The following is a 24265-nucleotide window of genomic DNA, read 5'->3' on the forward strand; positions in this document are numbered from 1 at the left end:
CTTTCATGATTCTTCGAGCACTGGGTTTAATGTCTGGAACCAGCCTGGATGGGTTGGACATTTGCTTCGCACAGTTTGAAAAGCAGGATCACTGGAGCTTTCAAATTTTAAAGGCAGAAACAATTCCTTATCCAAAAATATGGAAAGATCGACTTAGAAACTCCATTCATCTCTCCTCAGAAGAGTTATTAGAGCTCAATACTGATTATGGTTTTTATTTAGGGCAGGCAGTTCAGCGTTTTATAGAATCCAATCAACTAAAAAATATTGACGTTATTGCTTCTCATGGCCATACCGTTTTTCATCAGCCACAAAGAAAATTCACTTTACAAATCGGAGACGGCAGAGCAATTAAAATCGAAACAGGTTTACCTGTAATTTATGATTTCAGAACTCAGGATGTATTAATGGGTGGTAATGGTGCTCCACTTGTTCCTATAGGAGATGAACTTCTTTTTTCTCAATACGATGCGTGCCTTAATCTCGGAGGATTTTCAAACATATCATTAAAAAGCAATAATAAAAGAATTGCGTTTGATATAGTCCCTGTTAATATCATACTCAATCAGCTTGTCCAAAAGTTTGGTAAAGATTATGATGAAAATGGAGAGCTAGCAAAAGAGGGTAAAATAAATGATCAACTGCTGAGTCACCTGAGTTCACTTCATTTTTACAGACTTCCCCATCCAAAATCCCTTGGTATCGAATGGTGTAACGAAAATATCTTTCCTTCATTTCAAAATATAGAAGATCTTGACTTATTAGCAACCTTTACAGAGCATATAGCACAACAGATCTCACAGGTCATTAACGACAATCAATTAAAAAACATCTTGTTTACGGGTGGTGGTACTCACAACACTTATCTTATCGAAAAAATAAAGGCAAAAACAAAAGGAGAAATCGTTATTCCCGAAAAAGTGATCATCGACTATAAAGAAGCGTTGATCTTTGCTTTTATGGGTATATTAAGATGCAATAATGAAATTAATGTATTGTCTTCAGCTACGGGTAGTTTTAAAAACCACAGCTCTGGGATTATTGCATAAAAAAACCTCCATTTCTGAAGGTTTAGTTTATTATTTATAAGCTTCTATTTTATCCGTCAAGGTATTGATAAAATTCTGCAGTGGCTTTTCTACCATCATTTTTATAAATGGATTGAATTTACCTTCAAAAAGCATTTGTACTTCTGTCTGGTTTTCGTTGAGAGGATTCAAAGTTGCCGTTAATGAAAAATCCAGACTTGAACTTGCTGACTTCAATACAGCCTTTTCATCTGTAACTTCATCTATTTTCAAAGCGATTTCCGGCATTCCCTGCAATCCAAATTTAAATCCATCTTCTCTGCTTTCAAACTTTTGAAGTCCGTCCGGCATAAATTCTTTATAGTTGTCTGGTGTTTTTAGTAGTTCCGCCAACTCTTTAGATGATTTATTGACAATAATTTTTCGTCCTTCTAAATTCATTTTTTATTTTTGTATTTAAATTCCTACAAATGTATAAAGTTTTTGTGAACGAAAAAAAATTATTACTGTCTAAACAGTCTGAAAACCTAGAAAAAAAAGTTAGGTATGAAAACTTTACAACTTTTGAAATCGCATTAGATCTTCTTGAAAATACATCTGTAAAAGAATTAAATGTATTCGGAGATGATATCGATACCATTTGGAAAGAATTTCAAAGCCTTTTCAGAATTATAGAAGCAGCTGGGGGGCTAGTAAATAATAGTAAAGGGGAAATGCTTTTCATTAAAAGGCTTGGAAAATGGGATCTGCCTAAAGGTAAAATGGAAAAAGGGGAATCACGTGAAGAATCTGCCGTAAGGGAAATTGAGGAAGAAACAGGCCTGAAAGATGTAGAACTATTAAAATTCATCAATACTACCTACCATATTTATGTAGAAAGAAATGGAGATAAAATTCTCAAATGCACGCACTGGTTTGAAATGAACTTCAATGGAGAGGATACTTCAAAACCTCAGATTGAAGAAGGTATTACAGAGGTAGCCTGGAAAAATGCTTCTCAAATAGAAAATGAAGTTTTCCCAAACACCTTCAAAAATATTAAACTTATCGTTAAAGAATTCAGAAAAGGCCAGACTAAATAAAGTCCAGGGCCTTTTCTAAAGATATGCCTCTTGATGCTTTTAACAGAATATTTTCGAATTGAATCTTATTCTGTTTTAGATGTTCTATTAGCTGTTGGGTATTTTCAAAAGCCAATGTTGATTCATTGATCTTTTTAAAGTTTCCTCCTACTGTAATAATTTCATCAAAACCAAGATCTATTGCCTGTTTTAAAATATTCTGATGCTCAGCTTCGCTCTCTTCTCCTAATTCGAGCATGTCACCAATTATAATAGATTTACTTCCTTCAAATGTTATAAAATTATGTAAGGAAGCTATCATTGAACTCGGGTTAGCATTGTAGGTATCCAAAACCAGGGTCCGCCCTTCTTTCTTTACAATTTGAGATCGCATATTAGTAGGGGTATACTCTTCAATAGCATGTTTTATTTTTTCTACATCAATTCCAAAATGAAGACCAAGGCTTACGGCTGCACAAAGATTCGTGAAGTTATAGTTTCCTGTAAGTTTAGATAATGCATGCGTATTTTGATACACCAATCCAACACAATGATCCTGAGAATATGCTTCAAAATAATAATCTGAATTTGTTTTTCCAAAAGTGATCCTCTCTTTGTAGTTTTCAGTTTTACTCACTTGAATCTCATCATTCTCATTAACAACAATGGTCTTATTGAATGCTTTCAAATAATCATAGAGTTCAGATTTTCCTTTAATAACCCCTTCAAAACCTCCAAAACCTTCTAAATGAGCTTTCCCGAAATTGGTTATATAACCGTAATCGGGTTTTGATATAGAGCATAAAAGTTCAATTTCCTTCTGATGGTTAGCTCCCATTTCTATAACAGCCATTTCATGATCAGGCTTTATGGATAAAATCGTTAATGGAACCCCGATATGATTATTTAAATTACCGAAGGTATATTGTATGTTATACTTTTCAGATAGAACAGCATGGATCAATTCTTTTGTAGTTGTTTTTCCGTTACTTCCTGTAAGCCCAATGATAGGAATACTCAACTGATTTCTGTGGTATATCGCAAGAGTTTGTAAAAACTCTAATGTAGAAGGAACATGGAAAATATTTTTTGTAGTATCCTCGAAATCTTTATCCTCAACAATTACAGAAAGTGCCCCATCTGTAACAGCTTTTTCTGCCAGTGTTGCTGCATTGAAATTATCTCCGGAAAATGCAAAGAAAATATCATTCTTTTCAATTTTTCTGCTGTCAATTGTAACTTTATTGGCCTGCAAAAATAAAGGATAAAACTGTTCTATATTCATAGGTCAAAAATAAAAAAACCTTCCAGTATTTAGGAAGGTTTTTTCAATTATTTTTTTGATAAATATTATCTTCTAGTTCTATTCTTGTCAGCTACTCTAGCATCCTGAGCAACACGGAATCCAACCCAACCAAAAGCTCTGTTCTGATCTTTATATCTTCTTTGTCCCGGATCCAACCAGTATGCTGTATCTTGCCAAGAACCACCTTTAACTACTCTGATGTCGTTAGACATTGCAGAAGTTCTGTCCTTGGTATCTTTTTGCATGATTACTCTTCCTTTTCCGTCTACAACAAATCTCTGTTTTGGAGAATTGTACATATCGAAAGCTGCTGTAGAGTCTCCCTCTTTACGATATTCTAAAGAAGACTGCTTATCACCATCTCTGTAGTTTCTGTAATCTGCGATCGTTTCTCTTTCAAACTGTCCTGGTAAGTTTCTGTAAACTAATCTACCATCAGCTAAAGTATCATATTTAATACTGCCTTCATCTACCATTTTGTAAGTCCCGTCTCCGTTCTTTACAACAGCCTGAGGCATATTTCCTCTATAGTAATTGAAATCACTGAAATCTTCATCAATAATTGGTCTGTAAACGTCAGCTGTCCATTCAGACACGTTTCCATACATACCATAGATTCCAAGATCGTTAGATGGATACTGTCTTACATCTGAAGTTCTTGCAGAACCATCATTTTTCCAACCTGCAATACCTGAATAATCTCCCCTACCCATTTTGAAGTTTTCAAGGAACATACCTCGATCTCTTCCTTTAGTCCCTCTCAATCTTTCAATTTCAGGTTTTTTACCTAAGTATTGGTTGTATTCTCTATTTTTAGCCATACCAAGCGCTGCATATTCCCATTCAACTTCTGTAGGAAGTCTGAATTTCTGAACCATTGCAGAGTTTGGAGCTCTGTTAGCAGAAAGTAATCTTTGGTTTGTTGTTTTCAAACCTGATTTTTGCTGCATTCTTTGTTCGTTAATATACCCTTGCATTTCAGGATCATTCGCTTTGAATTTATCCATGTTAAATGCAGTTCCTCCTTGATTATTGGATTCGTTGATATACAAATCTTTAGCAATGATTCCAGCAGACATTAAAGCTTTTTCATTCGCTCTGTCTGTTAACCATTCGCAATATCTATTTGCCTGAGTCCATGAAACACCTACTACCGGATAGTAATCAAATTCTGGAGAACGGAAATACGTCTCGTTGTAATCATTTCTAGATAGTTTGTTATCCCATAATAAGGTATCTGGTAAAGCACCATTATAGATTTCCTTAAAACTTGGATCACTAGGTGGGAATACATACTTCAACCATGTCAGGTATTCGCGGTATTCATAGTTAGTAATCTCTGTTTCACCGATAAAGAAAGAACTTACCTGCATTCTGCGAGGTGAATTATTCCAATCGTGCATGACATCATCTTTCACTAATCCCATTGTAAAAGTTCCACCTTCTACATATACCATCCCCGGCCAACCTTTCTGTTTTTGTTGCTTTCCTGCAAAAAACCAACCTTGTTTTTCGTTTGGTTTCCAACCCGTCTTACTGATAAATTTTTTAGTACCTCCACCTTTGTTGGTACCCGATCCACCACAACTGGTTAATGCAAGTGTAGAACTTAATGCTATTAATGAAAACAACTTTAGTTTTTTCATAGTCGATATAAATATTTTCAAAGTACAAAGAAAAAATAAATTATTCAATAAATCAAGTAAACATTTGATTTTTTTGAAAAACGTTAACAAATTAATTTTATTGTATCGCAATTTAATTATAAAATTTTCATTTATTTTGTAATTTAGAAATTTCAAAAACAAACATGAAACAAATAATTACGTTTTTACTTCTATTAAGTTCTGTATCAACGCTTTATGCTCAAAAAATCAACATCGAATGGGATGGATCAAAAATTCAAGATTTTGGCGACACAAAAATCAATCTTCCTAATTTTAAAAATAGAGGTTTTTCTTACGACCAAAATAACATTTTTATTACAACCCAACAAAAAATAGGAGAAAAGCAATTAAAAGTTTCTAATTTAACCTGGGCAACCGTTTCAAACAGAGAATTATTTGAATTAAGTAAAAACGGAATCCCCGATTACGATATAAGTAATATTTCTTATTACTATTTTGAAGGAGAGCAGTACGCCAGCGTGAGAGTTGGTTTGTTTAAAAATGTAAAAGGAAGGATCCAGAGACTTTCATCATTTGAAATTTCAGAAGGAAATGGATCCAATCAAATGATGAATGCTGCCAAAGTAGGTACTAGTAATAACCCTTTGGGCAGTGGCGCCTTCTATAAGATAAAGGTTGACAAATCCGGTATTTTCAAAATTACATCTCAATTTCTAAAAGATAATGGTATTAATCCTTCTTCTATAAATCCAAAAAACTTCAGGATATATGGAAATGGAGGAATCATGCTTCCTGAATTCAATCAGGATGTAAAATATAATGCCTTACAGGAAAATGCAATCCAGGTAGTAGGAGAAGATGATGGTGTTTGGAATGATCAGGATTATGCTTTGTTCTATGCACAGGGTCCCAACGGATATAATCTTTACAATAAATCAAATGGTAACGGCTTCAAAAGAGCTGATGAAAGAATTGACAAAAGTGAGAATGTAAAAAACATCTACGAGGATTTCTCTTATTATTTTATCAACTTTGACAAAGGTGAAGGAAAAAGGGTTCAGACTATAGATGCTAATCTTCCGGCAGCTTTAATTACAAAATTTGATAACTATCAGGTAATTAATATTGATCAGAAAAACATTATGAAAGTAGGAAGGGTGTGGACAGAAGAAGCACCATTCACTACTGATAAAACAGTAACATTTAACCTTACCTCTCCTATCCAGGGTGGAGATGCTGTAAAGTATAAAGCAAGGGTCATCGGATACAAAACGCAGGGAAATAGTATAGCTTTTGATATCAACAATCAGAATGCACAGGTGTATTCATCGAACCCTACTGATCCTGATTATATTCCGTTTGCTTATGGTGGGGATATTACAAATTTAAGTGGTAATCAAATCACTTTTAATATTAAGCCAAGTATTACGACCAATCCTAACGGAACATTCTATTTTGACTACGCAGAGGTACAATATAAGGATGACCTAAAATATAATGGTTCTCAAATGAACTTCAGAGACTTTTCTCTTACCAGCGGAACCAATACGAATTATGGATTCAGTGTTAATAATATTGCCGGGTTGGAACAAATCTGGGATGTTACAGATATCACCAATGCTAACAGAAGAGTAAATAAAGCAGCGGGAAGTGCTAGCTTTAACTTTGGATATATTACTGCTGATTTAAATTTTAATAATGAGTTTGTAGCATTTAAAGCCGATGCGGCTTATTCGCCACAGTTTGTAGAAAGAATTGGCAATCAGGATTTATCCGGACTCCAAAATGTAGATTATCTTATTATCACAGTTCCTCAATTGATGTCTCAGGCTCAAAGACTGGCCAATTATCATCAGACGAAGAATAATTTTAATGTACAGATCGTAGACGCTAATAAAATTTATAATGAATTTGGAAGCGGAAGTAAAGATCTTACTGCTATCCGTGACTTCGTAACCAAATTAAACACTCCACTAGGACGTTTAAAATATGTTTTTATCCTGGGAGATACTTCATATGACTATAAAAACAGAGTTCCTAATAATTCTAATGTGGTATCAAGTTATCAAAGTGAACAATCTTCGGATTTTATAACCTCTTATGTTACGGATGACTATATCGTAATGACAAAGCCACAGACTTCTGCTGCGATTGCAAGTAACTTACCGGACCTTCCGGTAGGAAGACTTCCTGCAGCTAATGCAACTGAAGCTGGAGTAATGATGGATAAAACACTTGCTTACTACAATTCATTACCTGGACAGTCAACACCTTTTGGAGAATGGCGTATGAAACTTGATTTCGTAGTTGATGATGATAATGATGGAGGAAGCCCATTCCATGATGTAATGAATAGTACCCTGGCTACAGTTTTTGAACAACCAGCATCTACAAATCTTAAAGAATACAACGTAAGAAAATTATACCTTGATGCATTTCAGGCTCAAAGTACAGCCGGTGGACAGCGATATCCACAAGTGAACCAGGCCATCTCTAATGATATTGGAAATAGTATGTATCTGTTTTATTTCGGACACGGAGGAATCAGTGGTTGGGCACAGGAAAGGGTTTTAACTCTTGACGAGATCAACAATGCCAATAATTTCTCCAATGTATACAGCAGATTTCCATTTGTATCTACCATAACATGCGAATTTACACTATGGGATGAACCTGAAACATTTTCAGCCGGAGAGCGTTTCCTTAAAATGAAACAAGGAGGACCTGCAGCAATGATTACATCAAGCCGTGCAATCGGTGTAGATTATGGTCGTGATTTTACGGACTTATACACTCAGGATATTTTCAAATTGGTTAATGATGATTTTGAAACGCTAGGAATAGCTCATTTGAACGCTAAAAAGCAAAAAGGACCACAAACTGATCATTTAAAGGTAAACCTTCTTGGAGATCCTGCCATGAAACTGAGCAGACCTAAAAGATTGTTGGTGATCGATAATATCGACACTCCAGTACCTGGGTTGATCAGAGGTTTAGATTTTGTAAAAGTAAAAGGACATATTAATAATACAAACGGAACACTTAATACCACATTCAACGGAAGAGTGGTTATTAATATTTTCGATAAAAGATTAAATAAGAAAACCCTTAACAATGACGGTGGCCTAACTCCTGTCCTTGAATACACTGAAGAAGGAAGTGCTATCGTGAAAGCATCAGGAATGGCAGTAAATGGAGTATTTACCGTAGAATTCTATGTACCGAAGGATATCAATTATGCAGTAGGTGAAGGAAGGATCTTAGGATATGCTGATAATAAATCAACCGATGTATTCAACAATCAGGTTGTGCGTGTCGGAGATATCAATCCGAACGGAATCAATGACAGCCAGCCACCAAAAGTAAAACTGTATATGAACAATACCAATTTTGCTGATGGAGGAATTACAGACCAAAATCCGATGTTGCTTGCATGTATTACTGATGATACCGGAATAAATTCTACGGGATCTGGTATCGGACACGATATTACTGTATATTTGGACGGGCAAATTATAAATACGATAGTTTTAAATGATTTTTATGCTTCAGGAGAAGGAAACGGATGTCTAAGTCCAAGCCTTGCAGATTACCAAAAAGGGAATGTAACCTACCCTTTCAGGAATTTATCAGTAGGGCAGCATCAATTATCATTTAAAGTTTGGGATATAAACAATAATTCGACCTCTGCTACGTTAAACTTTGAAGTAAAGGATGAAGCTGATCAACACCTGGTGATTAACAGGCCGCTTAACTGGCCAAATCCATTTACGAATAAGACTTATGTACAATTTGAACATAATTGTGATGATATACTGGATGTACATGTTCAAATCTATACAATTACAGGAAAATTGGTAAAAACCATTGCACAGACTGTGGTTGCAGAACCTTTCTTACAGGGCTTTAGAACGCCAAGACAAGCAATTGAATGGGACGGAAGAGATGATTTTGGGGCAACTGTTGGGAAGGGAACATATATTTTTAAGATATTTGCAAAAAGTCAAAACCAAGAAAAATGCAAAGGAAGTGCCACAGCTGTAGAAAAAATGGTACTTTTGAAGTAAAATAAAATAAATATAAATAATAATATTAATAAAAAACTGATAATATATAAAAGACAACATATGAATTTAACTACTAAACTGCTTTTAGGAATTGGTTTTAGTGCTGGTTTTTTAGGCTATTCGCAAGATTTGAGTCAGGTAAGACCTGTACTAACCGGAGCTCCTTTTCTAAGAATTGCACCAGATGCAAGATCTGGAGGTATGGGAGATCAAGGTGTGGTTACCTCTCCTGATGCATTCTCTCAATTCTGGAATGCGGCGAAATATCCTTTTAGCAGAACTAGTTCTTCTGTAGGCCTTAACTACACCCCTTATATGGGAAAACTGACAAATGATGTGTTCTTATTATATGGTGCTTTCCATAAATTCTTAGATCAGGATGAAAGATCTACGATCTCGGCGAGTATCTATTATTTCAATATGGGACAGGTAGACCTTACTCAATTGGTAGGTACGGAAGTTGCTTCGATGGGTACCTCAAAACCAAATGAATTCTCAATTGATGTTGCCTACGCACTAAAACTTTCAGATTCTTACTCAATGGCTGTAACTGGTAGATTTATTCGTTCAGACTTAGCCGGAGGTTTCAACACAGATACAACTCTTAAACCTGCAAACTCTTTTGCGGTAGACGTTTCAGGATACTATTCATCTCCAAGATTCTCCAGTTTCGGAGGATATGACGGTAAATTAAATGCTGGTTTTGCAATTCAAAACTTAGGTCCTAAACTAGACTATACCGGAAATGAAGAATCAAGATCTTATCTTCCTACTATGGCAAGATTAGGGGTTGGTTATGATATGTACCTGGATGATGTCAATAAAATCGGACTTAGTGTAGAGGGATCTAAAATCTTAGTTCCAGGTTCAGAATTCATTGGAATGGATCCAAATACGAGACAACCAATGTATGCGGTACCTAACGTAGGTCCTATTGCAGGAATCGGGAAATCATTCAAAAACAAAAACAGTATCATGTATAGTGGTGCTTTAGAATATTCATATGATAATGCTTTCGCTGTGAGAACAGGTTATTTCCGTGAAAGTGAAGAACAGGGAGCAAGACAATTTGCAACAGCAGGTATTGGTTTGAAATACCGTTCTTTCGGATTAGACATTTCTTATCTGATCAATATGTCTAAAATCAATACAGCTTTAGATAACACTCTTCGTTTCGGTTTAACCTGGAATATAGGAGATGAAACTTCCAATGTTGATTATTAAAAGAAATATAACAATTATGTTTAGAAAAGTCTCATATTTATGAGGCTTTTTTGTTTTCCAATAATTATTTTTGTAATATGAACTATTCGGCGGAACTAAAAAAATTTGTAACCAGTCAATATGTATATTCTGCTATCAGAATAACATTAGCTACTGTATTGCCATGTTTGGTTCTCGCCCACTTTGGAATTTTAAAAGAATACTTCCTCTTCCCTTTGGGAACCAGTTTCGTAGCACTTACCGATCAACCAGGACCGTTTATACGAAGAAGAAATGCATTAACATTTGCTATCTTCTGTTTTGTACTAGTAGCGCTTATAGCCAGTCTTGTCATGAATATCAAGGTTCTTGTCATTCTTGAAATCATTGTTTTTGCAATGTTCTTTTCATTAATTGGTGTTTATGGCCAAAGGTTAGCTGCAGTAGGGTCATTATCTTTGGTGGTATTGGCCATCTTCATTGATGGGCATCTGACAGGAGAAAATATTTTTAAAAGTTTGCTCATTTTTGCTTCAGGTTGCATATGGTTTTTATTGATCTTCCTTATTGTAACTACGATACAACCTTATAAACTGGCTAGCCAGATGATCGGTGAAAACTATCTTCAGCTGGCAGAGTTTTTAAAAATAAAAGCCAATTATTACCAGAAAAATCCTGATTTTGATAAATTAACCATTCAGGTTATCGCTAAACAGGTGGGAATTAAAAATCTTCAGGAGGAAACAAGGGAAACTGTTTTTAAGACAAGAACCATCGTTAATGAATCTACCACCACCAGCAGATTATTGATGTTGATGTTTTTGAACTCGATGGACCTTCATGAAAAATTAATGACTTCTGAAAGTGATTACCAAAAGCTTCAGGAAAGTTTTAAAGATAGTATGATTCTGGTTAATATTCATGACTATCTTAATCTGCTCGCTGAGGAAATCACCAATATTGGAATCTCACTACAGCTAGGCACCAGGGCAAAACCTATTTTCGATCTGGATGTTGAATTAAGAAAACTAAATACCCAGTATTTCGACGTAAGGAATAAAAAAATCACGCCTGAAACGCTGGAAAATTTCATGATCCTTCGTCAGATCCTGATGCGTATCAGCGAAATCACTAAGGAAATCAATGAGATTTATAAAGTTTTCTCACAAAACATAAAATTAGCAAAGAGTCTTTCGACTGGATTAGATCTGAGAAAGTTTATGCCTAACGAGGAAAAACTTAATTTTAGAGTATTAAGAAATAATATATCTCTTTCATCTTCTCAGTTCCGCCATGCAATCCGTATCACCACGGCTCTATTGATAGGCTATCTTTTTTCGCTTTTTCAATTTTTAGGCATTGGTCATACCTATTGGATATTGATTACCATTACTGCTATATTAAAACCCGCCTATTCTATTACAAAGCAACGGAATGGACTTCGTTTGTACGGAACTATTGTAGGGGCGACTATAGCGTATATCATATTGCATTTTGTTCAAATCAATGCCATATTATTTGCAACGCTTCTAATAAGCATGATCCTTTGCTTTAGTTTATTAAAAGGAAGGTACTTTTGGGCAGTCTTATTTATGACCATCTATGTCTTTATGAGTTTCAATTTCCTGAGCCCCGGAAAAGTAGATATTATTTTTAAAGATAGAATTGTAGATACTGTGATTGCCGGGATTATTGCATTCCTTGTAAGTTATATTGTGCTTCCGGTTTGGGAACACACGCAGAATCTTGACTTAATGAAAAAATCATCCGAAAGCAACCTCATCTACTTCCAAAGTGTAATGTCAAAATTTCTACTCGAAAGTTTCGATCTGGAAGATTATAAGGTAAAGCGTAAAAATGCAATCATTTCATTGGCCAATCTTTCAGATAATTTCCAGAGGATGATTTCCGAACCTAAAAACCAACAAAAGAAACTCGAGGTCGTTCATCAGTTTGTGGCGACTTCTCATCTTATTACAGCATACACTGCTTCGCTCTCCCAGTATTCAAAAAATGAGGAAAAATATCCTGAAATAGATGCAGAAAGCTGGAGCCGAAAAATCGAATCGGAAATGCAACAAACTTCTGTTCTCCTCAAAGGTGAAAAGATCAATGAAGTATTGAAAATGGAAAGCCGTCTTGAACCCGAAGACTCTTCCATTGATGATTTGATGCTTAAAAGAAGAACCGAACTCGAGGAAAACGAGCCGTTAAATCTTAATGACCCGAACAAAATATCCCACCTCACTGAACTGAAAAATATTCATGATGTATTGGAACTTATTTATGACGTTGCCAAAGAACAGAGAAAGGTGATTGAAAAGTATAGAAATGAGTCTGAGCCTACTCCTCCACAATCGTAAAGCAGTAATCATCAAAAAACTCTACCCGGGCTTTGAATTCATCCGAAAACTGATCATCATATACACGACAGCTTATTTTATGAAGATTCTTTAATTCGAAGGGTTTCACCTCGTAGTTCTTTTTTAAAGACCAGTACTTAGAATGGTGAATTTTATACATACTTTCCTTCACACTCCAGATAATAGTATAATACGTACTTGCTATATCGTTGGGGATAAAACCTCTCTCATTTTCATAAGTAAACTTATCAATAACCCGCATTATTTTAGGATTGAACTTTTCAATGTCAATTCCTATTTTCTTTTTTGAGATAGCAATAGCGGCAAAAGGAAAAGAATGGGTAATGGAAATTTCTGCATCTTTTGGAGAAAGAAAAGGTTCCCTCTCATTGTAAAGTATTTTTGAATTGGGCTTTAATCCTTTTAAAAGTTTACGAACCATTAAGACTTCCAATAGTTTCTTAGGGTGGTAGTCTTTTACTTTTTCTGCATTTTCAGGTTCCAAAAGATCGTTAATATCTAACTCTTCACTCTCATCATGTTTCCAAACAAGAATTGTAGCGGTATCATCTGAAAAATCTCGGTAAAGGGGCATTGTTTTTTATTGGATAAAAGTAGTAAAAAGAAAATTAATAAAAATGTAATATGAGAAGAAGAAAGCAGGGAGAAAGAAGATAATGAAAGCATTTTAAAACAGCTTTCTAAATTGTGATTATAAACAAAAAATTTTTATTCTTAACCTCTATACACTTCTATCTTCCCGCTTCCTGCCCCATATCTTATTTATTTTGACTGGTGGTTAACATCATTTCGATGCTCCAGAATTTCCAGATTTTCATCTACAAAATAAGCACTTCCAAATCCGTTAACATAGGAACCTTTTGTTGGGTGTAAAGCAATAAGAATAAAATCTTTCATTTCAGAAATAACATCCACCACTTTTCCGTGAGTTTCTTTAAGTTTTGCAATGACATTATTCCAGTTATCAGAATCTCTTTCTATCTGGGAAGTTGTGGCTTCAATTGTTAAACGCTCACGCGCATAGATCTGTTTGGTAGCAGATTCATCCTCAATAAACATCATTGAAGTTTTTCTTCCTTCAGCAAGATTCTTGGTATGTCTGGCCATAAAAGAGACCAGAATATAGAAGGTATTGTCTACTTGTACAAAAGGTGCATAACTGGAGTTTGGATTTCCATCAGCATCTACAGTAGCTAAAATTACACTTTTAGTACTTGCTATCAATTCTTTTACTTTTGGTGCTAGCGGTTTTGCTTTTTTCTGAGCATCGTCAGGCGTATTCGTATGATCCATTGTATAAAATTTACAACGCAAAAATAGTTTATTTAGAGTAAATAAAAATAATTTAAAACCATGTATAATCTCATCAACTGAACTTCCTGTGTCGTTTTTATATCTTAATTATTAATCGTAATTTTGCACTTCATTATCAATCGAATTTAAACTTATTCATTAACATATGAGTACTACAACACAATACGTTCCTTATAAAGTTAAGGATATTTCTCTAGCAGAATGGGGAAGAAAAGAAATTACTCTTGCTGAGGCAGAGATGCCTGGTTTGATGTCTATTCGTGAAGAATATGGCCCGTCTCAACCCCTAAAAGGAGCAAGAATTGCCGGATGTCTTCACATGACAATCCAGACTGCCGTGCTTATCGAGACATTAGTAGCTTTAGGTGCTGAAGTTACCTGGTCTTCTTGTAATATTTTCTCTACACAAGATCATGCTGCTGCTGCTATTGCTGCTGCAGGAATTCCTGTTTACGCCTGGAAAGGTTTAAATGAAGAAGAATTCGACTGGTGTATAGAGCAGACTTTATTCTTTGGTGAAGACAGAAAACCATTGAATATGATCCTTGACGATGGTGGAGATCTTACAAACATGGTATTTGATAAATATCCTCAGTTTACAAAAGATATTAAAGGACTTTCTGAAGAAACAACTACCGGAGTACACAGATTGTACGAAAGAATGAAGAACGGAACTTTAGTAATGCCTGCAATCAACGTAAATGATTCAGTTACTAAATCTAAATTTGACAATAAATATGGTTGTAAAGAATCTGCAGTAGATGCTGTAAGAAGAGCTACAGACTTAATGTTGGCTGGTAAAAGAGTGGTAGTTTGTGGTTATGGAGATGTAGGTAAAGGTACTGCTGCTTCTTTCAGAGGAGCTGGTTCTATCGTTACTGTTACAGAGATCGATCCAATTTGTGCTTTACAAGCTGCAATGGATGGTTACGAAGTAAAAAGATTAGATACTGTAGTTGATAATGCAGATATCATCATCACCACTACTGGTAACTTCAACATTGTAAGAGGAGAGCATTTCCTTAAAATGAAAGATAAAGCTGTAGTTTGTAATATCGGTCACTTCGATAACGAAATTGACATGGCTTGGTTAAACGAAAACTACGGTTCTACAAAATCTGAAGTTAAACCACAAGTAGACATCTATACATTGGAGGGAGGTAAAGAGGTTATTATCCTTGCAGAAGGTAGACTTGTAAACCTTGGATGTGCAACCGGACACCCAAGTTTTGTAATGTCAAACTCTTTCTCTAACCAGACATTGGCTCAAATCGAATTATGGAATAATTCTGCAGCTTATGGAAACGAAGTATATATGTTACCAAAACATTTAGATGAAAAAGTAGCCGCTTTACACCTTAAGAAATTAAGTGTTGAGCTTGAAACTCTTTCTCCTGAACAAGCTGAGTATATCGGTGTAGATGTAAAAGGTCCATTCAAACCGGAATACTACAGATACTAGATTTAAATTAAAACAATATACAATCCCATTATTCAAAATAGTGGGATTTTTTATTGATAATATTTTTAAACCTGATAAGTATTCTATACTTTTGCCAGCAAAAAAAAGAGAATGAAAAAGTATTTATTTCTAGGATTAATGGGCTCAGCTGCAATTTTCACTAGCTGTAGTAGTAATGATGATAATAACATTAGTGAAAAAAAATTATTATTAAGTAAGATCACTACAACTTATTATGATAATCCTGCTAATCCTGAAACTAATGTATCAACACTGGAATATAATACTCAGGGAGAACTTATAAAAACGCTATCTGACGGAAGAGTTTCCACTTTTGAATATAGTAATGGAAAACCAACAAAAGTAAATTACTACAACAATCATCAGACGTTGGAATATTATACTGTTTTTTACTATAATGCAGATAAATTGGTCAATATCAAAGCCATTTACACAAATCCAAATTCCAACAGAAAAAGTACTTATACTTATAATGCAAACGGTCAACTTACATCTTCCACTCTTTGTCAGTCAGAAGACTGTTCTAATCCTAGTTCAAATTCATTCACATATAATGGAGACAATGTTTTAACGGAAACTTACGTAATGGGAGGAACAATTGCCTTTTCCACTAAAAGAGAATTTTCTTATGATGATCAATTAAACCCTTTCACAAATACTAACAAGTATTTAAAAATCATGATGGAAGGAGCCTATAACTTAAGTAAAAACAATTATACTATTGAAAAAGTAAGCTACAAAAATAGTGATGGTGCATGGATTCAAAATCAAACGATTACTTATAGTACACAATACAATAGCTCTCATTTACCTGTACAGGTTATTGGAAAGGAAGCTGATGGGACAACTTCTGTGCGATACAACTATGAATATATTACACAGTAAAACTTACACCTTTATAGAAACTCTCCAATTTTTAGAGAGTTTTTTATTTTAGAAAATATCTGGCAAGCCCAATTGAGATGTATTTATTTTTCAGGAGCTATTTCCCGCTATCCGCTAATACTCCTCGCGCCAACCTTCTCCCTTACTCTTGCTGCGGGGTAACCGCTATTATCGGGGCTAAAGATCAGCATCCACAATACCTTACCTCCAATTATAGATAAAAAAAGTATATATTTGGCATCCTAAACAAAACATTATAATTAATGAAAAAACAAAAAGTATCAAATGCATTCGTAGCAGCGTCTTGGATCGCATTGGGAGCAGGAATGATCGGCTTTATTGTTGGACTTGCAAGAGCTGAGATGCAGCTCAATGAAAAAGGATATTATTTTACGATCCTTTTATATGGATTATTTGCAGTAGTTTCTTTGCAGAAGGCTGTTCGTGACAAATTGGAAAACATTCCCGTAACCGATATTTATTATGGAATCTGTTGGTTTGCTACTCTATCTTCTATTGTTTTACTTGCAATAGGTCTCTGGAATGCTACTATTCTCCCAAGTGAAAAAGGATTTTATGCCTTTGCATTTTTACTGGCGCTTTTTGGAGCTATTTCTGTTCAGAAAAACACAAGAGATAATATGTCTCAGGAGTAATATGCAAATATTTCACAAATTAAAGATAAATTCAAATATTTATTCTAAAATATAGAAAAAGAATAAAATAAATCAATTATAACAATAAACTCTTCAAAAATTTGGAGAGTTTCTTATTTTCATTATCTTTATTTCACAAAATATTGATATGCATAGAAAATTTTTATCTTTTATTCTAGCCATTTTCTTTTTTCAATCTGCACTCGCTCAAGACGAATTTATTACCATCTGGAAACCTAATGTTCCGGCTATTACTCCACCGATCGATCTTATTGCTCCCAATCTAGCCGGTAATAATCAGATATGGTTCCCCGGAATTGGAGAAAACTATACGATCAACTGGGAAGAAGTTGGTTATCCTCAGCATAACGGAACAATGCCTAACGTAACCTCAACCAGTCAGGTTTTTATAGATTTCGGAACCTCACTAAATCCTGATCAGGCTAACGCGACTTATAAAGTAAAAGTAACCAATGGAAATGGTACTTTTAAGCAAATCCGATTCGGTGATCCTGAAATTCTTAATGTTCCCTCTCCATATTTGGTCATCTTCTGGCATTGCAGAGGAAGCATCGATAAGATTACAGAAATTTCTCAATGGGGAAATATTAATTGGACATCGATGAATAATGCCTTTAGTAATTGCAGGAATCTTCAGGTTACGGCTACTGACAGCCCCAAGCTATCCAATGTAGAGGATGCTTCATTCATGTTTTATGGAAATTCCGCATTTAATGGCAATCTATCTATGACAGCATGGAATACATCTCATATAAAAAAATTCACATACATGTTTGGCCATGTTTCTAACTCTGCTTCTGCAGCCGTTGATAATTTCAATTTGCCTATCGGATCATGGGATATGTCCTCTGCCGAAGATATCAGCTATATGTTTTTCCACAGAAGATCATTTAACCAAAATATAAACAACTGGAATACTTCCAAGGTCACCACAATGGCTCATACATTTGAAAATTGCTATACATTCAATCAACCTCTTGATAACTGGAATACTTCAAAGGTTACTAATATGACTTATTTATTTCATTTCATTCCTGAATTTAACCAACCTATCGGCAATTGGGATACATCTAATGTCACCAATTTCAGTCATATGTTCCATAATTGTATTGCTTTTAATCAACCGCTTGACAACTGGGACACCAGTAAAGGAACGACAATGGAAATGTTATTTACAGGCGCTTCTTCATTTAATCAACCCTTGGGTAATTGGAATACCAGTCTGGTAGGAACAATGCTTTTCACTTTTCTCGATGCCATAAGTTTCGATCAGTCTCTGGAAAACTGGAATCTCTCTTCTTTAACTATTGGCGATCAAATGATCAAAAACTCTGGTTTAAAATGTGAAAATTACAGCAAAACAATTTCCGGATGGGCCAATAATCCAAGTACTCCTAACAATATCAATCTGGTATCTACTGCACCATTGGTATATTCTCCAGATGTTGTCAATGAAAGAAATATACTCATCAGTAAAGGATGGATTTTCAATGGTGACACTCTCGGAGGAGAGTGCAGGCTATTAGGAGTTTCGGAAAATCAATTCAATAATCTTTCTATTTACCCAAATCCCGCTAAAGACTTTATTTATATTAAAAATATAAAAGCCCCTGGAAGTTATAAAGTAGTAGACATGTCAGGAAGAATTCTGATTCAGAATCTATTAAACAATGAAGAAGTCGATATAAGTTCCTTAACGAAAGGAAATTACATTTTACAAATCACTTCAAAAGATAAAATCCAATCCTTAAAATTCATTAAAAAATAATAAATACTATGTATAAAAAACTAATACCTTTCATTCTTTTTCTTTTCTTCTTTCATTTCGGAAATGCCCAAAATGAATTCATTACTGTTTGGAAACCCAGCCTACCTCGTTATGCCGGTCCATACAGTGGAATTTCCGTTCCCTCAACCAGTACGCAAATCTGGCTTCCAGCCGTAGGTACGGATTTTCAGGTGTATTGGGAAGAAATTGGTTTTCCGTCGAACCATGCTACTCTAACCAACCTCAATTCAACATATCAGATTCTTATTGATTTTGGTTCTCCTATGAATCCCAACCCTTCAGATGCAACGTACCGCGTCAAGATCAGTAATGGCAACGGAAACTTTCATAGAATAAGATTTTCCAACTGGGATTTATTTATCAATGGAGATGGTCTTGTAGGAGATGTACATAAAATAGTAAAATTGGAACAGTGGGGAAACATCCATTGGTCTTCCATGGGACAGGCGTTTCAGGCTTGCAGAGATTTTGATGTGACTGCTACAGACATCCCGGATCTTTCAGGCGTTACGGATATGTCCAATATGTTCTTAAACAATTATACCTTAATAGGAAATCCTACTTTTAATGACTGGGACACTTCTCATATAACCAACTTATTGGCAACTTTTGCGGGTTGTTTTGTTTTTAACCAGCCTGTTGGAAATTGGGATACTTCTAAAGTGACCATGATGGGTATAACATTTAATGTTGCTAAAAAATTTAATCAACCTATTTCCAATTGGAACACTTCTAAAGTTACCCATATGACGGCAATGTTTAGTGGTGCAGAGGAATTTAACCAACCTATCGGAAACTGGGACCTTTCCAGTAACATAGATTGCGAATTTATGTTTTCTAATGCTAAAAAATTTAACCAACCTATTGGAAACTGGAACACCTCCAACGTAATTGAAATGGATCGCATGTTTAATCAGGCTAAAGCATTCAATCAGGATATCAGTAATTGGGATACCTCAAGTGCAACCAACATGGAGGGAATGTTTGCAGGAGCATCCACTTTTAATCATAACATTGGGAACTGGGATCTCAGCAAAGTTCTCTATACCAGTGAAATGTTTAACGGAGCATCCCAATTTAATCAGAACATAGGAAACTGGGATGTAAGTAAAGTAATATGGATGCATAATATGTTTAAAGATGCGAAAGATTTTAATCAAAATATCGGAAATTGGAATGTAAGCCTTGTAACCAATATGACCAGTATGTTTAATGGAGCAACTCAATTTAATCAGAGTTTAGGGCAATGGAACCTGAGTTCATTGGTTTCCGCATCAAACATGCTATTGAATTCAGGGCTGAATTGTCAAAATTATGACAATACTCTATATGGCTGGAATCTAAAACCAACAACTCCAAACAATATTAACCTAGGAAGCGCAGCTCCACTGATATATTCTAACGCTTTGGCAGTAAATGCAAGAAATAACCTCATTACAAATAAGACATGGACTATTACCGGAGATGCTTACAATGGTGAATGCCAATCTTTCCTTTCGACATCAGATGTATTGACTCATAATGAAATCAGTATCTATCCAAACCCGGCAACCGATTTTATCTATATCAAAAATGCGAAAGGATTCGGTAGTTATAAGATATTTGATGTAAGTGGGAGAATTGTACTTCAAAACTCATTAAATGATGAGAAAATCAATATAAGTTCATTAACAAAAGGAAATTATATCCTAAAGATCATATCAAAGGATAAAATACAATCTTTAAAGTTGATCAAAAACTAAAATCATTCAAAATCTAATTACATGTTAAAGAAACTTTTATTTTTCATTTTTTTCTTATCCTTATATCAGCTCTCTAATGCTCAAAACGAATTCATAACCATATGGAAGCCCGGATCGTCACAGCAAATTAAATTTCCGGGAAGAGGAACCAATTTTAATGTCTACTGGGAAGAGATTGGATATACCCAACACAATGGCATTATAAATAATGTCACCTCTGTAACCGAATTCATTATTAATTTTGGCACCTCTTTAAATCCTGTTCCGACAAATGCAACATACCGGGTTAAAATATCTAACGGAAATGGTGCGTTTACACAAATAAGATTTTTTGACAATACATTAATACCTATTTACAATAATACTGATTATATAAAACTATTGGATGTTTCGCAATGGGGAAACATTCAATGGCAATCCTTTGAAGATGCTTTTGTACTTTGTACAAATCTGAATGTTACAGCAACAGATATTCCTAATCTCAATTCTGTAACAAGTTTAAGACAGATGTTTTATATATGTGGGTCGATGGTTGGAAATCCAAGCTTTAGCACGTGGAACACTTCATCGGTTACTACAATGTATAATATGTTTGCAGATGCTGAAAATTTCAACCAACCCATTGGAAACTGGAATGTTTCAAATGTGACTGATATGTATGGGGTTTTTGATAATTCAAGAAAGTTTAATCAGTCCCTGGAAAATTGGAATACTTCAAATGTGACTAAAATGGATCATATGTTTCACGGTGCAGTTGCATTCAACCAAGACATTAGCAGCTGGGATACATCAAACGTTATTGATATGGAGGAAATGTTTCATTCTGCAACCAGTTTTAATCAAAATATTGGTAATTGGAACTTAAGTGCCCTTACCAATGCAAAAGATATGTTTTTAGACTCAGGCTTAAATTGTCAGAACTATGATCATATAATTTTTGGTTGGAACATGAATACAGTTACTCCCAACGGTATTAACATGGGAAGCGCTTCTCCTTTGATTTACTCAAATCCCTTGGCAGTAAATGCAAGAAATAATCTCATCACAAATAAGACATGGACTATCACCGGAGATGCTTACAATGGTGAATGCCAATCTTTCCTTTCGACATCAGATGTGTTGGTTCATAATGAAATCAGTATCTATCCAAACCCGGCAACCGATTTTATTTATATCAAAAATGCTAAAGGATTCGATAACTACAAGATATTTGATATGAGTGGAAGAATTGTTCTTCAGAGCTCATTACATGATGATAAAATCAATATAAGCTCATTAACGAAAGGAAATTATATCCTTCAGATCATATCAAAAAATAAAACAGAAACATTAAAGTTCATTAAAAAATAAAAAAAATCCTCACTTTCTAAAGTGAGGATTTTTTCTTTATGATTTACATTTTATTGATCATACTGATTAGGATGCTGAGCTTTAATATCATCAACAGTTCCTAGCACTTTGTCTTTTAAAGAATCCTGATATTTTTGTAATTCCTCAGCTACTTCGGAGTTGCCGCTTCCAATAATTTTTGCAGCTAAAATTCCAGCATTTAAAGCACCGTTTAATGCCATCGTAGCAACAGGAATTCCTCCGGGCATCTGAAGAATTGATAATACAGAATCCCACCCGTCTATAGAATTACTGGACAAAATAGGAACCCCAATTACAGGAAGAGTCGTACAGCTTGCTACCATTCCTGGAAGGTGAGCAGCTCCTCCAGCTCCAGCTACGATCACTTGTAATCCTCTTTCTTTTGCTGTTTTAGCGTAATCAAACATCCTCTCTGGTGTTCTGTGAGCAGAAACTACAGTTAGCTCGTAAGGGATTTCCAGCATTTTCAAAAAATTTGCAGCTTGTTCCATAATTGGCAAGTCGCTTTGACTTCCCATGATAATTCCTACCATCTTCAATTTATTAGATTTTCAAAGATAAAAATTAAAATCTGTTTTTTAAAATTACCTTATTTTAAAACAAGATAACTTTATGGCCATCTCCATTTATTGAATTTTATTATCTACTACCCGTGTGATAATATATAACAGAAATGACCTATTATAAATAGGTTTAAATAAGATATATTTGTATAGCATTTCATTCGTATTTTGAAAGATTATAAACTCACCTTCGCGGTTCTTACAGTTGCAATTGTTTGGGGAACTACATTTTTATCAATTCGTGTTGCAGTACAAACTATCCCTGCATGGTTTGTAGCAGGAATAAGACAGTCTCTTGCTGCCTTAATTATGCTTTTTATCCTCTCCTACCGAAAGGAATTAAAATGGATCGGATGGAAAAATCTAAAATATCAGATTGTTTTTTCCTCACTCATGCTGATCATCGCAAATGGTATGACAACCGTTGCTGAAGAAACCGTTACAAGCAGTTTGGCATCACTTATAAGCGCCTGCTCGCCTATTTTGGTCTTTCTTGGAAGTGTAGCCATTGGATTGCAGAAATTTAGTATGAGAGCGGTTATAGGTATTTTAATGTCCTTTGGTGGCGTTCTTTTTATTTTCTGGGATGGGATAAAAGATTTAGCCAATCCTGACTACGCAATGGGAATCATATTTCTGGTTATTGCAATTGCCGGTTGGGCATCAGGTACCATTTTCACTAAAAAATTAAATATCCAAAAGGGAAACATTTCATTAAATCTCTTCTATCAATTTGCTTTTGCCGGAATCATTCAGATTATTTTCGCTTTTCTGTTTTCTGATGATTATAATTTTGCGAACTGGAGTCTAAAAAGTATTTCAGCAATGTTTTATCTTGCTGTTTTTGGTTCTGTTGCAGCTTTTTTCGCTTATCATTACGCGTTGACAAAAGTTTCACCTGTTCAGGTTTCTATTCTTGCATATATCAACACCATCATATCTATCTTCTTAAGTTGGCTGATTCTTGATGAAAGCATTTCAGTTAAATTCATTATTGCCTCTGTATTGATCATTCTTGGAGTCTTTATTATCAATTACAATCCTGCAATGTTTAAAAAACAAAAAATTGAATAATCCATAGGGGAAATACTAATTTTATTCTTTAAATAAGGATTGTATCCCCTACTTTATCCATGTAGTGGCTTTGTTTTTGCATTTTATGTCTATATTGTTTACATCAATTCCCATCTTATGCTAAAAAACACTCTACTTATTCTATTGATCATTCCGCCTCTTTTTATAGCCTGTAATAATCATACAAAGGAGAAAGACCTGCTTGAAAGAGAACAGCAACTTCTTGAAAAAGAAAAACTATTTGCCCATAAAGAATCTGACTACCAAGCTTTAATAAAAATGAGGGACAGTATCTTTACAAAAAAAGATTCTGTTCAAATTATAGCATGGCCAAATGAAATTTCCGGATCATGGAATGGAAAAGTCATTTGTACAGAATCCAATTGCAGTGATTATGTTGTGGGAGACCAACGTACAGATACCTGGGAATTTGATAGTGATTCAACACAATTGGTAAGTAAGATCATTAACAACAACAATCTCATAAGAATATATTCCGGAAAATTTGAAAACAACGAGATTAAACTGAATTTCAAAACAGATTCTACCGCTAAAAAGAAGGTAGATATGAATATTTTACTTAACGACATCTCTGATACAAAGATCAGAGGCACCAGAACAGTCACAACAGATAATAATTGTACGGCAAAATTTTCTGTCGAATTAACCCGTTCGCCAAAATAAAACACT

19 protein-coding genes are annotated in these 24265 nt (G+C 34.8%); 13 read left to right on the top strand and 6 right to left on the bottom strand.

The features are described from left to right. The first annotated feature begins 5 nt into the window (after window positions 1–5). The gene (locus JHL15_RS16825; protein ID WP_200247629.1) at window positions 6–1049 is read left to right on the top strand and encodes an anhydro-N-acetylmuramic acid kinase; all 1044 of its coding nucleotides are present in this window, start codon (window positions 6–8) and stop codon (window positions 1047–1049) included. A gap of 30 nt (window positions 1050–1079) precedes the next feature. Here the strand turns inward: JHL15_RS16825 and JHL15_RS16830 are convergent, their stop codons facing one another. Continuing rightward, window positions 1080–1469, bottom strand: a complete 390-nt coding sequence (locus JHL15_RS16830) for an orotate phosphoribosyltransferase (RefSeq protein ID WP_089027236.1) — start codon at window positions 1467–1469, stop codon at window positions 1080–1082. 29 nt (window positions 1470–1498) lie between these two features. On the opposite strand from JHL15_RS16830, the gene JHL15_RS16835 reads away from it, so the two are divergent. Next, the gene (locus JHL15_RS16835) at window positions 1499–2110 is read left to right on the top strand and encodes an NUDIX hydrolase (protein ID WP_200247631.1); all 612 of its coding nucleotides are present in this window, start codon (window positions 1499–1501) and stop codon (window positions 2108–2110) included. Here the strand turns inward: JHL15_RS16835 and JHL15_RS16840 are convergent. Continuing rightward, window positions 2103–3374, bottom strand: coding sequence for a UDP-N-acetylmuramoyl-tripeptide--D-alanyl-D-alanine ligase (locus tag JHL15_RS16840; protein ID WP_200247633.1), 1272 nt, complete (start codon window positions 3372–3374; stop codon window positions 2103–2105). The genes JHL15_RS16835 and JHL15_RS16840 overlap by 8 nt on opposite strands. A 65-nt stretch (window positions 3375–3439) precedes the next feature. Continuing rightward, window positions 3440–5041, bottom strand: a complete 1602-nt coding sequence (gene gldJ / locus JHL15_RS16845; protein WP_200247635.1) for a gliding motility lipoprotein GldJ — start codon at window positions 5039–5041, stop codon at window positions 3440–3442. Between the two features lie 164 nt (window positions 5042–5205). Here gldJ and porU point away from each other — a divergent pair, with 164 nt between their 5' ends. The 3 genes from porU (at window position 5206) to JHL15_RS16860 (ending at window position 12656) form a co-directional block, all read left to right on the top strand. Beyond that, entirely contained in the window at window positions 5206–9090 is a 3885-nt protein-coding gene (porU, locus tag JHL15_RS16850) for a type IX secretion system sortase PorU (RefSeq protein ID WP_200247637.1), read from the top strand. A gap of 60 nt (window positions 9091–9150) precedes the next feature. Beyond that, window positions 9151–10314 (top strand): type IX secretion system outer membrane channel protein PorV, encoded by a 1164-nt coding sequence (porV, locus tag JHL15_RS16855; protein WP_200247639.1) that lies wholly within the window; start codon window positions 9151–9153, stop codon window positions 10312–10314. 77 nt (window positions 10315–10391) lie between these two features. Next, entirely contained in the window at window positions 10392–12656 is a 2265-nt protein-coding gene (locus JHL15_RS16860; protein ID WP_200247641.1) for an FUSC family protein, read from the top strand. Here JHL15_RS16860 and JHL15_RS16865 read toward each other — a convergent pair. Beyond that, the gene (locus tag JHL15_RS16865; RefSeq protein WP_200247643.1) at window positions 12637–13251 is read right to left on the bottom strand and encodes a 4'-phosphopantetheinyl transferase family protein; all 615 of its coding nucleotides are present in this window, start codon (window positions 13249–13251) and stop codon (window positions 12637–12639) included. The genes JHL15_RS16860 and JHL15_RS16865 overlap by 20 nt on opposite strands. A gap of 188 nt (window positions 13252–13439) precedes the next feature. Then, on the bottom strand, window positions 13440–13970 hold the full coding sequence (locus JHL15_RS16870; RefSeq protein ID WP_200247645.1) for a pyridoxamine 5'-phosphate oxidase family protein: 531 nt from the start codon (window positions 13968–13970) through the stop codon (window positions 13440–13442). Between the two features lie 166 nt (window positions 13971–14136). Here JHL15_RS16870 and ahcY point away from each other — a divergent pair, with 166 nt between their 5' ends. The 6 genes from ahcY (at window position 14137) to JHL15_RS16900 (ending at window position 21917) form a co-directional block, all read left to right on the top strand. After that, window positions 14137–15453, top strand: a complete 1317-nt coding sequence (gene ahcY, locus JHL15_RS16875) for an adenosylhomocysteinase (protein WP_200247646.1) — start codon at window positions 14137–14139, stop codon at window positions 15451–15453. 111 nt (window positions 15454–15564) lie between these two features. Beyond that, window positions 15565–16359, top strand: a complete 795-nt coding sequence (locus JHL15_RS16880; protein ID WP_200247649.1) for a hypothetical protein — start codon at window positions 15565–15567, stop codon at window positions 16357–16359. Window positions 16360–16622: 263 nt separating this feature from the next. Further along, window positions 16623–17015 carry an inner membrane protein YiaA gene (gene yiaA, locus JHL15_RS16885; protein ID WP_200247650.1) on the top strand — a complete coding sequence of 131 codons (393 nt, stop codon included), beginning with the start codon at window positions 16623–16625 and terminating at the stop codon, window positions 17013–17015. 148 nt (window positions 17016–17163) lie between these two features. Continuing rightward, entirely contained in the window at window positions 17164–18804 is a 1641-nt protein-coding gene (locus tag JHL15_RS16890; protein WP_200247652.1) for a BspA family leucine-rich repeat surface protein, read from the top strand. 8 nt (window positions 18805–18812) lie between these two features. Continuing rightward, window positions 18813–20567 (top strand): BspA family leucine-rich repeat surface protein, encoded by a 1755-nt coding sequence (locus tag JHL15_RS16895; RefSeq protein ID WP_200247654.1) that lies wholly within the window; start codon window positions 18813–18815, stop codon window positions 20565–20567. 21 nt (window positions 20568–20588) lie between these two features. Continuing rightward, window positions 20589–21917, top strand: a complete 1329-nt coding sequence (locus tag JHL15_RS16900) for a BspA family leucine-rich repeat surface protein (protein WP_200247656.1) — start codon at window positions 20589–20591, stop codon at window positions 21915–21917. Between the two features lie 50 nt (window positions 21918–21967). Here the strand turns inward: JHL15_RS16900 and purE are convergent, their stop codons facing one another. Next, window positions 21968–22471 (bottom strand): 5-(carboxyamino)imidazole ribonucleotide mutase, encoded by a 504-nt coding sequence (purE, locus tag JHL15_RS16905; RefSeq protein ID WP_200247658.1) that lies wholly within the window; start codon window positions 22469–22471, stop codon window positions 21968–21970. Window positions 22472–22669: 198 nt separating this feature from the next. Between purE and JHL15_RS16910 the strand changes: the two genes are divergently transcribed. Further along, on the top strand, window positions 22670–23575 hold the full coding sequence (locus JHL15_RS16910) for a DMT family transporter (RefSeq protein WP_200247660.1): 906 nt from the start codon (window positions 22670–22672) through the stop codon (window positions 23573–23575). Window positions 23576–23692: 117 nt separating this feature from the next. After that, complete coding sequence (locus JHL15_RS16915; protein WP_200247661.1) at window positions 23693–24259, top strand: hypothetical protein; 567 nt, start codon at window positions 23693–23695, stop codon at window positions 24257–24259. The last annotated feature ends 6 nt before the right edge of the window (window positions 24260–24265 follow it).

The organism is Chryseobacterium paridis (assembly GCF_016595215.1).
Taxonomy (GTDB): domain Bacteria; phylum Bacteroidota; class Bacteroidia; order Flavobacteriales; family Weeksellaceae; genus Chryseobacterium; species Chryseobacterium paridis.

What these genes read in the sequence shown, in the direction of transcription:
- yiaA (WP_200247650.1), top strand. Translation starts at nt 16,623, where the DNA reads ATGAAAAAACAAAAAGTATCAAATGCATTCGTAGCAGCGTCTTGGATC.
- JHL15_RS16825 (WP_200247629.1), top strand. Translation starts at nt 6, where the DNA reads ATGATTCTTCGAGCACTGGGTTTAATGTCTGGAACCAGCCTGGATGGG.
- JHL15_RS16830 (WP_089027236.1), bottom strand. Translation starts at nt 1,469, where the DNA reads ATGAATTTAGAAGGACGAAAAATTATTGTCAATAAATCATCTAAAGAG.
- JHL15_RS16865 (WP_200247643.1), bottom strand. Translation starts at nt 13,251, where the DNA reads ATGCCCCTTTACCGAGATTTTTCAGATGATACCGCTACAATTCTTGTT.
- JHL15_RS16880 (WP_200247649.1), top strand. Translation starts at nt 15,565, where the DNA reads ATGAAAAAGTATTTATTTCTAGGATTAATGGGCTCAGCTGCAATTTTC.
- JHL15_RS16915 (WP_200247661.1), top strand. Translation starts at nt 23,693, where the DNA reads ATGCTAAAAAACACTCTACTTATTCTATTGATCATTCCGCCTCTTTTT.
- JHL15_RS16835 (WP_200247631.1), top strand. Translation starts at nt 1,499, where the DNA reads ATGTATAAAGTTTTTGTGAACGAAAAAAAATTATTACTGTCTAAACAG.
- JHL15_RS16895 (WP_200247654.1), top strand. Translation starts at nt 18,813, where the DNA reads ATGTATAAAAAACTAATACCTTTCATTCTTTTTCTTTTCTTCTTTCAT.
- JHL15_RS16900 (WP_200247656.1), top strand. Translation starts at nt 20,589, where the DNA reads ATGTTAAAGAAACTTTTATTTTTCATTTTTTTCTTATCCTTATATCAG.
- JHL15_RS16870 (WP_200247645.1), bottom strand. Translation starts at nt 13,970, where the DNA reads ATGGATCATACGAATACGCCTGACGATGCTCAGAAAAAAGCAAAACCG.
- JHL15_RS16860 (WP_200247641.1), top strand. Translation starts at nt 10,392, where the DNA reads ATGAACTATTCGGCGGAACTAAAAAAATTTGTAACCAGTCAATATGTA.
- purE (WP_200247658.1), bottom strand. Translation starts at nt 22,471, where the DNA reads ATGGTAGGAATTATCATGGGAAGTCAAAGCGACTTGCCAATTATGGAA.
- JHL15_RS16890 (WP_200247652.1), top strand. Translation starts at nt 17,164, where the DNA reads ATGCATAGAAAATTTTTATCTTTTATTCTAGCCATTTTCTTTTTTCAA.
- porV (WP_200247639.1), top strand. Translation starts at nt 9,151, where the DNA reads ATGAATTTAACTACTAAACTGCTTTTAGGAATTGGTTTTAGTGCTGGT.
- JHL15_RS16840 (WP_200247633.1), bottom strand. Translation starts at nt 3,374, where the DNA reads ATGAATATAGAACAGTTTTATCCTTTATTTTTGCAGGCCAATAAAGTT.
- porU (WP_200247637.1), top strand. Translation starts at nt 5,206, where the DNA reads ATGAAACAAATAATTACGTTTTTACTTCTATTAAGTTCTGTATCAACG.
- gldJ (WP_200247635.1), bottom strand. Translation starts at nt 5,041, where the DNA reads ATGAAAAAACTAAAGTTGTTTTCATTAATAGCATTAAGTTCTACACTT.
- ahcY (WP_200247646.1), top strand. Translation starts at nt 14,137, where the DNA reads ATGAGTACTACAACACAATACGTTCCTTATAAAGTTAAGGATATTTCT.